The sequence below is a fragment of the Salinirussus salinus genome (genome assembly GCF_009831455.1).
Classification (GTDB): domain Archaea; phylum Halobacteriota; class Halobacteria; order Halobacteriales; family Haloarculaceae; genus Salinirussus; species Salinirussus salinus.
Window position 1 is genome coordinate 462,902 of sequence record NZ_WOWO01000002.1, and the last position, 13,849, is coordinate 476,750.

Sequence of the window (13,849 nt, forward strand, 5' to 3'; positions counted from 1 at the left end):
CATGAACGGGGATTCCACACAGCGTCGACGGACGGGTACCGGGCCGGACACCACGGGCGACTCCGCCACGCGGCCCGACGTGGTGCTGGTCACCATCGACGCGTGGCGGGCGGACGCCGTCGAACGGATGCCCGCCCTCCGACGGCTCGCTGCGGAGAACGGGTACGACAGGTCCCGGGCGGTCAGCGGCTCGGCGGCCACTCACGGGGCCTTCCCCCCGATCCTGGCGAGCGACCACATCGTGCGGACCTACGACACGGAGGGGGGGCTCAGACCCGGCACCAGCCCGTTGCCCGAGGTCCTCGCCGACCACGGGTACCGGACGGGCGCGGTCGTCGGCTCGAACCCCTTCCTCGCGCGGTGGAGCCGGTGTTTCGACTACTTCTGGAACGACGGCATGCGGGACGACGTCGAGTTCGGCGGGCCGAACTACTCGACGGTCGACAGAGTACAGCGGTTCCTCCGGTTGCAAAAGCGCGTGACGGCCACCGAGGTCGCCGAACGGGCGAGCGAGTGGTACCGGGAGCAGGACCCACCGCGGTTCCTCTGGATGCACCTGATGGACGCTCATGGGCCGTATTTCCCCGGGTTGCGCGGCGCACGGCGGACCGGAGTCTACAGGACCTACCGGACGCTGTTCGACTACCACGTTCGCGACCGACAGTCACCGGAGACGCTGGCCCGCCTCCGGGAGCTGTACCACAGGTGTCTCGAACGCCTCGACGACCGGCTTGCAGCCGTTCTCGATTTCGTCGACTCGGACGCTGTGGTGGTCCTGACCGGCGACCACGGCGAGGAGTTCGACCACGGCTTCCACGGCCACGCACAGCTGTACGACGAGTGTGTCACGACGCCGCTCCTGACCGCGAACCTGTCGCACCCGACGGCGGAGTGTGACGTCCGCCACCTCGACGTCGGGCCGACGATTCTGGACGAGGTCGGACTCCCGTCCCCCGCGACCTGGGCCGGTACGCCGGTCGACGGGACGACCCGGCACGCGCTGCTGTTCAACCACTCCCCCGACCACGAGCGGACCTACGTCGGCGTCAGGACCGGCCGGTACAAGTTCATCAAGAGCTTCGACCACGAGCGGTGGACCGTCGAGGGACGGACCCTCTACGACCTAGCGGCCGACCCCGAGGAGCGGACGCCCGTCGAAAACCCCGACGTGGCCCGGGAGCTCGAGCGGACGGTCGATTCGTTCCTGGCGCGGGAGGACGTCGAACTGGAGACGATCAGACAGACGACGACCGGCATCGACGCCGATGTCGAACGGCGCCTCGAGGAGTTGGGATACGTATGACGGGAGCGGCCGCGTGGCTTCTCGCGACGGCTGGCGGCTCCGGCGTCCCGGGTCCGAACGCCGCGGCGGCAGCCCTGTTGGCCGTCCCCGGTTTCGTCGGGGAGGTCCCGCTCGTGCCCGGAGCCTCGCTGCTCGGTGGCTCACTCGTGGGGTATCTCGTCTACCGAGTGGTGTCGGGCTCGGGCGACGGGGCCGGTGGAGACTCGGCCCCGCTGACGGGGGTGCGCTCGAGTTCGACCAGGCAGGCAGCCGGACGGGCGGGCGCGACCGGGTCCGGGTCCCGGGCCGGCCGGCTGCTACTGCTCGGCGTGCTCGTCGCGTTGCACGCCGCGGTCCTCGTCGGCCTGGTGCTGGCCGTCGACAGCGGCCGCTCGCGGTTCTTCGGGATGACGGTCATCGGTCTCGCCTCGGCGCTCCTGCTCGATTTCCTGCTGTTTGCCCCCTACGACCGGGTCGCGACGGCGGTCTTCGAGCGGACCCGGCCGGTCTGGGTTGTCTACCAGGACCCGCGGTTCGCCACCGGGACGCTCGCGCTCGCGGCGAGCGCGCTTCTCGTCGTCGGCCGCGGGGTCGTCTTCTTTCTGATGGTCGCCCTGCTGTTCGGTTCGCTGGTGCTCCGTGCCGTGCTGGCAGACGACGAGTCCGTCGCCACCCCGGGCACACTCGCGCTGCTCGGGGGTGGGGCAGGGCTGTTGCTCGCCGCACAGGCGCTGACCGTCCCCTACTACGTCCGGACCCTCGATACCGTCTACCACGCGACGCTGGCCGAACGGATCACCTCCGCGGGGAGCCTCGCGGCGGTCGCGGGGACGAGGTACGCCGACCTCCCGCTGTTTCACACGCTGTCGAGCGTGCTGGCCCAGATGACCGGGATGGACGCCAGGACGCTGATGGGCGTGTTGTTCGTCGTGCTGTTCCCGGTCGTCGTGGTCGCCGGGTTCGCGCTCGTCCGGAACCTCACCGGGTCCCGCAGGCTCGGTGTCCTGGCGGGGGCGCTGGCGGCGTTCAGCCCGGAGTTCGTCGCGTGGGGGACCCAGGCACACGTCCAGTCACTGAGCTTCGTGTTCCTCGCGGTGTTCGGCCTCCTGTTCACCAAGTGGCGGACGGACCACCGGTTCACCGCGGCCGCGGCCGTCGTGACCCTCGCCTGGATACTGACCCACCACCTCAGCGTCTTCATGGCTGTCGTCCTCCTCGGCGTCTGGGCGGTCTGGCTGCTCTGGGCGGCAGTCGGCCGTTCGGATATCGGCCCGGTCCGGCGACCGCTTTACCAGTACGTCGTCCTGACTATCTCCGTCGCCGTCTACTGGGTGGTCTCGGGCGTCGTCTGGGTGCCGATCAACTGGGTCACCGAGTTCAGCCCCGCGGCCAGCTCGGGCGCGCCGACGACGCAGTTCCTGATCGAGTTCTACTCCGGGCCGCTCGAGCTGTTCGGCGCAGCCGCGCCCTTCCTGTTCACCCAGCTCCACTACGTTCCGTTCCTCGCTCTCGCCGGCTACGGGCTCTGGACCGTCCTCCGGTCGGGTGGGGAGGTGCCGAGCCGCGTCTACCCCATGGTACTCCTGGGGTTTTTCGCGGCCATCCTGGTCTTCGTTCCGAACCCGGCCTGGCTCGTCGCCCGGGGGATCGGCGCGCTGAACCGGTGGGGCATCATGGCGCTTCTGTTCGTCGTCCCCGTCGCCGCACTGGGGCTCGAGCGCCTCACCGCCGATTCGAGCCGCGGCGGCGCCGTCCCCATCGTCGCGCTGTTGGTCGTGACGATGGCCGTCCTCTCGGTCGGTGCGGGGTTCACCGACCCGTCGATAGCAGACGAGGCGGGATACGACAAGGGCGCCCGGAAGCACCTCTCGACGGGGGACATCGACGCGGCCGCGCACGTCCTCCAGTACTCCGACGACGGTCCCGTCGGAAGCTCGCACGTGATGAGCGGCTACATGGCACACGCTGTCTGGGCCGACCTGGCCCCGGAGCGCCCGTCGCGGTTCACCACCCTGTCCGTCAGGGAAGGACAGCTCCTCACGGAGCCGGGGCTGACGCTCATCGAGGAACAGTCCCTCCGCACGGACGGCGTGAAGATGACGCTCCAGCCCCCCGAGTCCGAGGTGTACGACGGGAGCGTGAGCGTTCTCGCGCCGGTGTCGCTGGACGCCGAGGCGCTGGCACTCGACCGGCGGAGCGTCGTCTACGACAACAGCGACACGGTAGTCACCTTCCAGACCGACGACGCAGACGGGGGCTGACCGGGTCGGTGTCGTCGGCCGGTCAGGCACGGCCCTGACCGGACGCGATCCAACCGGGCGCGACGCGACCGGACACGACCCGACCGAATGCGGCCGGTCTCCACCGGATGCTAGTCGTGCCGCCGGAGAGCGGCGTTGGAGCCGGCCTACCGGGTGCTATGCCGTCGTTTACTAAGTGTGCTGCGGGGCCTTCGAACAGGTCGTGAGGGACATCATTCAGGTGACGGCAGACAGCCTCCGCGCGGACCACTGTGGCTGGCAGTCCGGGGCCGCCACGACGCCGAACTTGGACCGGCTGGCCCGGGACTCTCTGGTGTTCGAGACGGCGGTCGCACCGGGGCCGCGGACGCTCTCGTCCGTCCCGGTTTCCCAGACCGGAACCCCGTTCGCGCCCAACAGGCACGGAACCGACAGCTACGAGGACCGGGCCTCGCGCATCCGGAGCCACCTCGAGCGGTTCCGGACCGTCAGTCAGCGGCTTCGCGAGGAGGGATACACCACGGTCGCGTTCACCGCCAACCCCTGGACGTCGACCAACACCGACTTCGACGCCGGGTTCGACCGGTTCCACGAGGTGGGGCGGACCGGCGGCCGGCTGATCTCGCTGTTCGACGGCACGCCGGTCGAGAAACCGGCCATCCTGGCCGACCGCTGGCTGTCCAACGACACCTGGTTCTCGCAGTGGCGGACCTTCTACGACGACATCCGGGCGACACTCGAGGAGGTCGACGGGCCGGTGTACGTCTGGGTCTTCCTCATGGACACGCACAACCCCTACATCGTCCCGAGGCAGGACCGCCAGGAGTCCTCGGCGTTCGGAATGTGGGCGGCCTCGCTGAGAGCGAACCGGGTCCTCGGCACGAAGGGCGACCGGACCGCCTACGGGTCGAACATCGACGACACCACCCTCCGGCGGCTCGGGCAGGCCTACCGCGACGGAGTCCGCTCGGTCGACGCGTTCGTCGACCGGCTGATGGGCGACCTCGCGGAGGACGCCGTTCTCCTCTTTCACTCGGACCACGGCGAGGGGTTCGGGGAACACGGGACGTACGGCCACACCCCGGTGCTCTACGAGGAGAACCTCCACGTCCCGCTTCTGGTCCACGGCACCGACACCGACGGGACCGTGGAGGCGCCGGTCTCGACGGCTCGCATCCCGGAGATACTGCTCTCGTGTGCACGCGAGGAGCCACTCGAGGCCGGGGACCTGACCTCCGGGCACGCCGTCGCGCGAACCGAATCCGACGACGCCATCGCCCTCCGGGGCGAGCGCTGGAAGTACGTCCGCCGCGAGGACGAGGAACGGCTGTACGACCTGCAGGCTGACTCGGGCGAGACGTCCGACGTCGGCGGCGAGAACCCCGCGGTCCGCTCGGAGATGCGCGGAGCCTGCGACGAGTATCTCGACGCGCTGCCCGAGCCCTCGGTGTCGGCGACGGTCGAGGAGGACGAGGACGTCAAGCGTCACCTCCGTTCGCTCGGGTACCTCTGAGGGTGCCGGTCCCCGGCGTGTCGTGTCCCGAACCGCTCACTCCGGGCAGACTCTGCGGTAGATGTCGACGTAGGACTCAGCAGTATTTCGTATGCTGAAGTGCTCGCGCACCCGCTGGTGACCGTTCCGACCCATCCGTTCCCGACGGTCCGCCGGGGCCACCCGCACCATCGCATCCGCCAGCGCCTCCGGCGAGTCCGGCGGAACCACGACCCCGGTGGACCCGTCGTCGACGGCCTCGGCGGTCCCCGGGACGTCGGTCCCGACGACTGGGAGGCCGGCCGCCATCGCCTCGAGGAGGACGACGCTCAACCCCTCGGTCAGGGAGGGCAGCACGAACACGTCGGCCAGCGAGTAGTACTCCTGGACCGACTCCACCCGCCCCGTGACGGTCACGCTCTCCTCGATGCCGTGACGGACGGTCGCCTCCCTGAGGTCGGCCTCGAGGGGTCCCCACCCGACGAGAAACAGATGTGACGAGGGGAGCGCCTCGACGACGTCGGCCATCGCCGCCACGAGGCTCAGCTGGTTTTTCTCCTCGACGTACCGTCCCACACTGAGGAAGACAACTCCCTCGCCGTCATCCGGGCGCTCATGGCGGTTCTCGGGGGTCGCGCTGTCGACCTGACTGGCGAACTCGTCGACGTCGATCCCGTTGTGGATCGTGTAGGTCTCCCGACCGAAACTACCGCCGGCGCCGGGGTTGTACAAGTCGGCCGACCCGGCGTAGGAGCGCTCGACGTCCTTCGAGACGGCGATGTCCACGGCGCTGAGTGGCCGGGTCGCGCGCTCGAGTACCCGCGTCCCCGGGTGGTAGGTCTCCCTGGTGTTGTGGTAGGTCCCGACCACCGGCGTCCCCGACAGCCGTCCACAGACCCGGCCGACCACCGGGACGTACAGCGAGACGTGGGTGTGGAGCACGTCGAACGACCCCTCTCGGAGAAACTGCCACAGGCGCAGCAGGCTCCGGGGGTCGAACTGGTCCGCCGCCGTCGGCCCGGTCGTCTCGAGCCGCCGCACGTCGGCCCCCGCCCGCTCCATCTCCTCGAGCAGACTGTCGTCGTCCCCGAAGTAGCAGACGGTGTGGGAGACCGGATACCCCTCCATCGCCTCCACGAGCCGGAGAAGCTGGTTCTCGACCCCGCCCAGCGCCAGGTGGTGGAGCAGGTGACACACCCGTATCCCGCTCGGTGCGCCCGCGTCTCCGCTCCGGCGGTCGGGTCCGGACATCGCTCAGAGATACCCGAGGTCCTCGAGCCTCGACTCGACGTCGCCCTCGACTGCCTCGTTCCATTCCCCGGCGTCGAGGTCGAGCCGGTCGAACCGGTCGGCGACCGCTCGCCTGACCGGGCTGCTCTCCGTCGCGTGGTCGGTGACGGCGACCCGCTGTTCGCCCCCGCCGCGCAGGTCGTACAGGCGCGCCTCGTCTCTGATCTCGTCGCGCTCGTACAGCCAGTCATCCGACCGGGCGCCGACGACAACCTCGCCCTCGACCTCGTGTTCCGCGAGCACGTGCTCCCGCGGGTCGTCGATCCCGGGCCGTCGGCCCCGATAGGTCGCCGGGACGTCGAGCCCTGCGGCCTCGTGGACGAGCGGCGGGACGTCGAGGAGGCTGACGAGGTCCCCGGTCGCGTCGTCCAGGTGCCCCGGGCCGTTGAGGACGACGAGGGGGACCCTGATGAGCTCGTCGTACATCCGCTCGGGCTTCCCGTAGCTCCCCCGCTCCCCGAACAGTTCGCCGTGGTCGGAAGTCAACACAACCAGCGTGTCCTCGAGCCGCCCGCTCTCCGCGAGGTGACGGAGCACCCGACCGACCTGGTCCTCGGTGTACCGTATCGACGCCCTGTAGAGCCGGTAGAGCGCGTCCGCCTGCTCTTCGGTGAGCGCGTCCGGGTCGCCCAGCGACATCGAGTACCACTCGCCCACTTCCGACTGCGTGACCTCCGCCACGCCGAACTCCGAGCGGTACTCCGCCGGGGGAAAGCAGGGGTGGTGGACGTCCATGAAGTGCGTCCAGCAAAAAAACGGGTCGCCCGCCGTCTCCAGCCAGTCGACCGTGTCGTCGACGATCACATCCGCACTCACGTACGGGCGTGGCTTGCCCCGCAGCAACTGGTAGGCCTTCCGTACGGCGTCGGTCAGGTGGAGATACCGGTCGATCCGCCGGAGCCTGGGGTTGTTGATCTCGATCCCGCGGGGGAAGACCCGCGTCGCCAGCCCCATCAGCGGGTTCTGGTAGTCTTCGAACGTGTTGAACCCGACGTGGTACTCGAAGTGCTCGGAGAGAAACGGGTTACACTGGAAGCCGGCGGTGTCGTACCCCTCCTCGCGCAGGTGCGTCGCGACCCGCGGTCTGTCGGGGGACAGCGGGCCGAGGCCGCCGTAGGACAGCGGCATCGTCCCGGTGAGCAGGGCCGGAAACGAGGGGGAGGTCCCCGGCCCGGTCGCAAAGGCCCTCTCGAACCGGGTCTGTCGGACGTGCTCGCCGGCGGTCGACCGGAAAAAATCCGGACCGAACCCGTCGCGCGGGACGGCGTCCCAGCGGAGCGAGTCGACGGTCAGCAGCAGGACGTTCGGCCGGTCGGACGTCTCACGGGTCCTCTCTCGACGGTCCGCCGTAGGTGGCGTGTCAGGCACGGGTCTGCCCTCCGATGGCCGCATCGTAGCTCGCGAGCGTGGCTCCCCAGCTGAACTCAGAGACGGCGAGGTCGCGGCCGTTCTCGCTCAGCCGTTCCCGCAGGTCCGCTTCCCGCAGGGTCCGGACGGTCTCCGCCGCGGCATCGCCCGGCGGCGAAACCAGCGCCGTCTCCCCGTCGACGAGCGGCAGTCCCTCCGCGCCGACCGGGGTCGTCACGACCGGCACCCCGCTGGCGAGGTACTCCAGGATCTTGAGGTTCGTGCCCGACCCCGAGAGCATCGGGGCGACGGCGACGTCCGCGGCGGCGACGTGACCCGGCAGGTCGTCGATGATCCCCGTGCAGACCACGCCGGGCGGCGTCGAGTCGGGCGCTCCCGCCCCGACGAGCATGAGCGTCGCGGACTCGAACTCGCGTCTGACCGCCGGGAAGACCTCCTCGACCAGAAGCTCCACCACCTCCGCGTTCTGCGCGCTCCCGAGGTTACCGTGGAAGACGAGCACCGGCTCGGTGAGGTCGTGCCGGTCCCGGACCGCGTCGGCCCGGGAGGCGTTCGACGGCGCGAACCGGTCGACGTCGACACCGTTCGGCGCGACCGCGAGGCTGACGTCGTCGTCGAGGTGTGGGGCCAGCGTGTCCCGGTCGGTCTCCGAAACCGTGAGAACGGCGTCTGCGCGGTTACAGGCGGCGAACTCGTAGCGCCGGAGCAGGCGCCAGAGCGGAATGTCGAGACGCTGAGCGAACTTGTACTCGATGTTGTGCTCGCTGAGAACGAGCCGGCAGTCCAGCCCGCGGGAGGCCGCAACTGCCAGCGGGACGAGATACGGGAGTTCGACGACGACCACGTCCGGGTCGTACTCCCGGAAGTGCGACCGGAGCTGTGGGTAGAGCCAGGGGTGCAGGTGGTACACCCCTTTCAGCGGCGAGTAGCTCGGCACCAGCCGTTCGAGGGTATCGACGACGCGGGACTGGAGTCCCACCCTGTCGAACGGCTGCGCGTCGGGCACTCGACCGGACTCGGCCTTCTGTTGCTGTCGTTTCTCGTGTGGGTAGTAGACCGTTACGCGGTGACGCTCGCCGAGATACCGACAGGTCTGGTACGTCCGCTCGAGGAGGCCAGTGTAGACCGGGACCGGGCTACGGAGCGAGACCACTGCGATACGCATCGGTCGACGTTGCCGTGTTGCCGGCATTAGTGTACGGTGCATACCGGCCCGGTAGGCTCTGACTTCGGTCGCTCGGTAGCCACTCTTTTCGGCAGTCGTCGCCGGCGGCTCTGCGGGGCCGAACGACGGCACACGTTCGGGGGTCCGCCGTCGTGGCACGTGCCCGGAAACCGGACGCGGGCCGGTTTCGGGCGGCTTACCCGCGCCCGGCCGTTCCGTGACGGCGCCTCGAGCGAGCGACCGACCGCGTAGGGAGCGTAAACTCAAGACGGTCTCCCCCCAATGGGAGGCCGTGTCAGAGCCCAACGAGTCCTCCAACACCCGGCGGAGCCGCCGGGCTCTGCTGAAATCCGCCGGAGTCGCGGCGGTCCTCCTCGCGGGATGTGGTGAGCGTTCTCCTCCGGACCCTGAACAGCCGACACCACAGCCCACGACGGACCCCGCCGACCGGCCCACCGGGAGCCCGGACGACGGCACTCGGACCACCACGGAGCCGGGGACGGAGCGGACGACGGACGACGACGGGGCGGGAGCGATGGGTGCCGAGTACGTCTACGCCGGGTCCGACCAGCTCGAGTCGGTCTCCCGGAGGGTCAGGGACGGGGAAGACCCGTGGGATTCGGCGTACTCCCGGCTGATGACGGACGCGGAACGGGCGCTGAACATGGCGCCGCGGAGCGTGGTCGACGACGGCGCCCCGGGGTGGGAGAACCCCAACCGGTTCGGGGCCGACGAGGACAGACACGACTTCCAGGTCGCCATGGACATGACGACCGTCGTCAGGGACGCGGCACTCGCCTACCGGTTCACGGGCGAGGACAGGTACGCGGAGGCGGCCATCGACCACCTCGACCACTGGTGTCTCGACCCGGAGACGCGGATGGTCCCGAACGCGAACATCGCAGACAACGGCACGTCCATCGAGCTGCTGGTCACGGTCCCGAAGCTGTGGTACGGGGCGTCACTCGTGGGGGGACACCCCTACTGGACCGATGGGGGCGACCGGGACCGCGAAGCGGCCTTCCGCGAGTGGGTCCGGACGTTCGTCGCTTCGCTGCCCGACCCGGGGTACTACCAGTCGAACAACCAGTGGGCGTGGCGGATCGCGACCATCGCCAGCGCCGGGAGCTACCTCGGGGACGGAGCGATGCTCGACCGCGCGTTCTGTATGTGGCGCGGGGAGTGTGAAACGGCGGCACACGGGAAGGACAAGCCGCGCCCGTGGGTCCAGTACCGCAAGCGTGGGGAGGGACGTGGCTGTCTGAAGCAGGAGCTGAAACGCGAGGACGGCCTCTCCTATCACACGTACGGCGTCAAAGCGCTGACGATGACAGCAGAGATCGCCCGCCATCACGGTGTCGACCTCTACGGGTACAACGCCCCGACAGACCCGGGAGACGGGTCGACCCTCAAGAAGCTGTTCGACTTCATGGCCCCGTACCTGCAGTCGCCGTCGGAGTGGGAGTGGGGAACCGGCTCGAACGGGATAGACAGCACCCAGAAGGAGAACTACGCCTCCCTCTTCGAGCTGGCCTACTCCCGCTGGGAGGAAGAGGCCTACCGGGAGGTGGTCGGGACGGTCGGCCGCCCCGCCTACGACCTCTGGATTCTGGGGTGGACGACACTCACGCACGGCAACCTCTTCGAGCTGTGAGAGCGGGCTCGTGGACCTCCCGGCCGTCCCCTCGCGGCCGGGTCACCGCCCTGTCGACGGGAGCTGTCGGTTCACCCAGTTGGCCGCTTTCCATCCGGGCTTTCCGAAACAGGCCGCGAGCACCTTGCTGGACGACCGAAGCTTCCCGTCGGGAGTGTGGTAGAGGTGTCGCAGCAGGGCCCGGATCGCGGCGACCGACCACCCCTCTTTCCGCAGGAGGAGCGCACCCTCGGTCTCGTAGGTGTGGGCGAGTGCCGATGCCCGGACCCGGTCCGGGTGGGCGTCGTAGAGGTGGTCGTACTCCGCGATGATCTCCTTCCGACACGCCACGGCCGCCGAGGAGGAACCGAGCCCGTCGGTGTCGATACGCTTGTAGAGCAGCGGCGCGTCGACGAACTCGAAGGCCGTCTCGCGGGCGAGCTGTATCATGACCTCGAGGTCGTTCGCCGCCGCCCGGTCGGGGAGCGGGAGGATGGTCTCGAGCACGTCCCGCCGGAGGAGCATCGTCGACGTCATACACGGCCACATCTCGAACGCCAGCGCGGTCTCGAGGACTTCTCCTCGGACCTCCGGGGAGGGACAGTCCACGCGGTCCCCTTTCTTCTCCAGACCGGTGTAGACGACACCGACCCCCTCGGTACGCTCCATCACCTCGACCTGGCGTTCGACCTTCGGTTCGTACATCAGGTCGTCGTCGTCGAGGAAGTGGACGAACTCGCCGCGCGCGGCCTCCGCGCCGACGGTCCTGGCCCGGTTCGCCCCGCGGTTGGCGTCGAGTTCGATGTACCGGACGTCCTCGAAGGAATCGACGACGGGCGCGGCGTGTCCCTCGCCCGAGTCGTCGACGACGACCGTCTCGACGGGGTCGTACGACTGTCCGCGCACGCTCTCGAGGGTATCGGCCAGCAGGTCGTTGCGGTAGTAGGTCGGGACGACCACCGAGACCATGGGGGAGCCGGTCGTCGCGGTCATCGGGTCACACTCCCCGTCGGCGCGTCGCTGGTCGGTGTACGGGCCGGTCCGGCGCCCGGCGCTCGGTGTCGGTCATGGCGAGGGGGACTCGGCTGGCTCTGGGTGCAAGTCGCCGGACTCGACCATTGCCTCGAGCGGATTGTCGTCGACCTCGAGGGGGAACTCGACGCGGCCGCGCCGGCGTGCGGACTCCCAGGTCGCGAAGATGAGTTCGGCGGCGTCCAGCGCCTTCTCCGCGGCCAGTTCCGGCGTGGTCCCCTCGCGGAGTGACGTGACGACGTCCTCGACCGCGCGTTCAGTGTACGCCGGCGTGTGGAGGCGGTCGGCGAGCCGGTCGGATACCTTCCTCGTCAGCGCCTCGGTCACCCGCTTCGGGGTGCTCGGGTCCGGGAAATACCGTCCGTCCGGACCGGTCTCGACTTTCTCCCACCCCCGGCCGTCCCTCCGATAACGGAGTGTCCCGTCGTCCCCGACCTCGAGTGTCCCGTCCGTTCCCTCCACTCGCAGGTAGGCGTCGACGAAGGATTCGCCGCGGCCGGTCGACGCGATCCCGTAGACGCCGTTCTCGTAGCGCCACTGGGCGAGACCCTGGTTCTCGTTGTGCGTCCCGAACAGGACGTTCTCCGTGGAGTAGTCGATCTGCCCCAGCGCCCACTCGACCGGCGTCTGGTCCACGTAGAAGTTCGCGAGGTCGAAGGCGTGTGTCCCGGAGTCGTAGAGGTTCTGCTCGTGGAACTCGATCCGGACCGGGTCGCCGACTGCACCCGAATCGAGCAGCCGCTTCGTCTCCCTGTACGGCCTCCCGAACCGGAGCTGGTGGTTGACCGTCAGCTGGACCCCCGCTCTCTCACAGACCTCGGCCATCCGTCTGGCTCCCGCCCAGGTCAGCGCCATCGGCTTCTCGCAGTGGACCGCATCCGTGACCCCGCTCCGGGCGATGTCGACGACAACGTCGGCGTGGACCGGAGGCGGAACGGCGACACTCACGATGTCGGGTTCGGCAGACTTCACCATCGTCTCGTGGTCCCCGTAGACGTGGGTCTCCGGGATCCCGTGCTCCGCCGCGAATCGCCGTGCGTTGTCGGCGTCGAGGTCGGCGCAGGCGACGACCTCGCACCCGTCGAGTCGCTGGTAGCCCGCCGCGTGCCGGTACGCCATGGCGAACCCGTCCCCGTCGGGGTTCCCCGTACCGACGAACCCGATTCTGTACGTCACTGTCGAAGCTGACCGGTCGGGGCTATTCAGTATGGGTCGCCTACCTCCCGACCGGTGACGGACGCCGCCGCTCTCCGACGGCGGTGTCGTCCGTCGGTCGGCCCGGCGGCTCCGGAAGCGGGCATCCCGGTTCCGTCGGGGCACTGCGTCCAGCCGGCCGGGTCACTCGGTCGCCCTGTTGCCAAGCGGCAGGCGCATGAACACACCCCGTTTCAGCATTATCAGTCGACAGCCGAGCCGGCTCAGGCCCCGGAAGGCCATGGCCAGAAGCCTGTCCCGGTAGCTCTCGACGGCCAGGTCCGCCTCCGGGTCGTCGTACGACCGTGCGAACTCCGCGAGCCCGGGACGACGGTCGAGGAGCCGCTGTCTGTGGTACCGTCTCGTCGTCCGCTTTTTCAGGTACGACACCGGGTCCGAGTCCATGTCGTGGTAGACGACCGGGTCCGGGTGGTACATGAACTGGTCGCGGTCGTAGCCGCCGGAGTCGACGAGCCGGTAGGTGAGGTCGGTCCCCTCGTGGCCCGCCCGGCTCGCGAGTCCCTCGTCGAAGCCGCCGACCGAGAGAAAGGCCTCGCGGTCGTACGACGAGTTCCCCTCTGTGTTGAGGTGGTACGGTTTGGGTTCGTCCCCGAGGTCGTACCACCACTGGTACCGGTTGTAGAAGGTGTCCTCGGTCGTCGCCACTCGCCCCCGAACGCCGACGATGTCCCCGTCCTGGAGCCTGAGGTGTGCGTCGACGAAATCGCGGCCGGGTACCGCGTCGTCGTCCAGAAACACCACGACGTCGGACGCAGCTATCCGGGCGCCGATGTTGCGCGCTACCGTGACGCCGCAATTCCGGCGCAGCTTGACGTACGCCGAGAGGCTGTCGAGGTCACGAACGAGCCGGTCGACGGGCCAGCCGTTCCCGTTGTCGACGACGATCGTCTCGAACTCGTCGGTGGACTGTCCCGCGAGCCCGTCGACGAGGGCCTCGAGTTCCTCCCGGGCGGTCCGGTAGGTGACTATCACTACCGAGGCCGCGACCGGGCGGGCCGGGGGGTCGTCGAAGGACGAGTCGACCTCGCGACGGTGGCGGTCTGACAGCCCGGAGACTCTCCTGTCCCATCCACTGTCTTCGGTCACTAGTGGCGGATTGCCGGCTATCCGATATCGTTATACTGTCCATAGA

Annotated in this window: 10 protein-coding genes; 4 read left to right on the forward strand and 6 right to left on the reverse strand. The window is 69.2% G+C overall.

The window, feature by feature from the left end; all coding sequences use genetic code 11:
- Position 1: 1 nt before the first annotated feature.
- The 3 genes from GN153_RS05485 to GN153_RS05495 all read left to right on the forward strand — a co-directional run bounded on the left by GN153_RS05485 (position 2) and on the right by GN153_RS05495 (position 5,035).
- A complete protein-coding gene (locus GN153_RS05485) occupies positions 2-1,303 on the forward strand; it encodes a sulfatase-like hydrolase/transferase (RefSeq protein ID WP_159900631.1) in 1,302 nt (433 codons plus the stop codon).
- Positions 1,300-3,543, forward strand: coding sequence for a hypothetical protein (locus GN153_RS05490; protein WP_159900632.1), 2,244 nt, complete (start codon positions 1,300-1,302; stop codon positions 3,541-3,543). Before GN153_RS05485 ends, GN153_RS05490 begins: the two co-directional genes overlap by 4 nt.
- 202 nt (positions 3,544-3,745) lie before the next feature.
- Positions 3,746-5,035: a sulfatase-like hydrolase/transferase gene (locus tag GN153_RS05495; RefSeq protein ID WP_159900633.1), complete on the forward strand. Its 1,290-nt coding sequence runs from the start codon at positions 3,746-3,748 to the stop codon at positions 5,033-5,035.
- 36 nt (positions 5,036-5,071) lie between these two features.
- Here the strand turns inward: GN153_RS05495 and GN153_RS05500 are convergent, their stop codons facing one another.
- The 3 genes from GN153_RS05500 to GN153_RS05510 are packed head-to-tail and all read right to left on the reverse strand — an operon-like array spanning position 5,072 to position 8,837.
- Complete coding sequence (locus tag GN153_RS05500) at positions 5,072-6,265, reverse strand: glycosyltransferase (protein WP_159900634.1); 1,194 nt, start codon at positions 6,263-6,265, stop codon at positions 5,072-5,074.
- A 3-nt stretch (positions 6,266-6,268) separates the two neighbouring features.
- On the reverse strand, positions 6,269-7,672 hold the full coding sequence (locus GN153_RS05505) for a sulfatase (protein WP_201287811.1): 1,404 nt from the start codon (positions 7,670-7,672) through the stop codon (positions 6,269-6,271).
- A complete protein-coding gene (locus GN153_RS05510; protein ID WP_159900636.1) occupies positions 7,665-8,837 on the reverse strand; it encodes a glycosyltransferase family 4 protein in 1,173 nt (390 codons plus the stop codon). The genes GN153_RS05505 and GN153_RS05510 overlap by 8 nt, the downstream gene beginning before the upstream one ends.
- A gap of 292 nt (positions 8,838-9,129) precedes the next feature.
- On the opposite strand from GN153_RS05510, the gene GN153_RS05515 reads away from it, so the two are divergent.
- Entirely contained in the window at positions 9,130-10,491 is a 1,362-nt protein-coding gene (locus GN153_RS05515) for an alginate lyase family protein (RefSeq protein ID WP_159900638.1), read from the forward strand.
- 42 nt (positions 10,492-10,533) lie between these two features.
- Here GN153_RS05515 and GN153_RS05520 read toward each other — a convergent pair whose 3' ends face one another.
- The 3 genes from GN153_RS05520 to GN153_RS05530 all read right to left on the reverse strand — a co-directional run bounded on the left by GN153_RS05520 (position 10,534) and on the right by GN153_RS05530 (position 13,803).
- Positions 10,534-11,463, reverse strand: coding sequence for a glycosyltransferase family 2 protein (locus GN153_RS05520; protein ID WP_159900640.1), 930 nt, complete (start codon positions 11,461-11,463; stop codon positions 10,534-10,536).
- Between the two features lie 72 nt (positions 11,464-11,535).
- The gene (locus tag GN153_RS05525; RefSeq protein ID WP_159900642.1) at positions 11,536-12,678 is read right to left on the reverse strand and encodes a Gfo/Idh/MocA family protein; all 1,143 of its coding nucleotides are present in this window, start codon (positions 12,676-12,678) and stop codon (positions 11,536-11,538) included.
- A 162-nt stretch (positions 12,679-12,840) separates the two neighbouring features.
- Entirely contained in the window at positions 12,841-13,803 is a 963-nt protein-coding gene (locus GN153_RS05530) for a glycosyltransferase family 2 protein (RefSeq protein WP_159900644.1), read from the reverse strand.
- Positions 13,804-13,849: the final 46 nt, after the last annotated feature.

What these genes read in the sequence shown, in the direction of transcription:
- GN153_RS05490 (WP_159900632.1), top strand. Translation starts at nt 1,300, where the DNA reads ATGACGGGAGCGGCCGCGTGGCTTCTCGCGACGGCTGGCGGCTCCGGC.
- GN153_RS05500 (WP_159900634.1), bottom strand. Translation starts at nt 6,265, where the DNA reads ATGTCCGGACCCGACCGCCGGAGCGGAGACGCGGGCGCACCGAGCGGG.
- GN153_RS05520 (WP_159900640.1), bottom strand. Translation starts at nt 11,463, where the DNA reads ATGACCGCGACGACCGGCTCCCCCATGGTCTCGGTGGTCGTCCCGACC.
- GN153_RS05485 (WP_159900631.1), top strand. Translation starts at nt 2, where the DNA reads ATGAACGGGGATTCCACACAGCGTCGACGGACGGGTACCGGGCCGGAC.
- GN153_RS05510 (WP_159900636.1), bottom strand. Translation starts at nt 8,837, where the DNA reads ATGCGTATCGCAGTGGTCTCGCTCCGTAGCCCGGTCCCGGTCTACACT.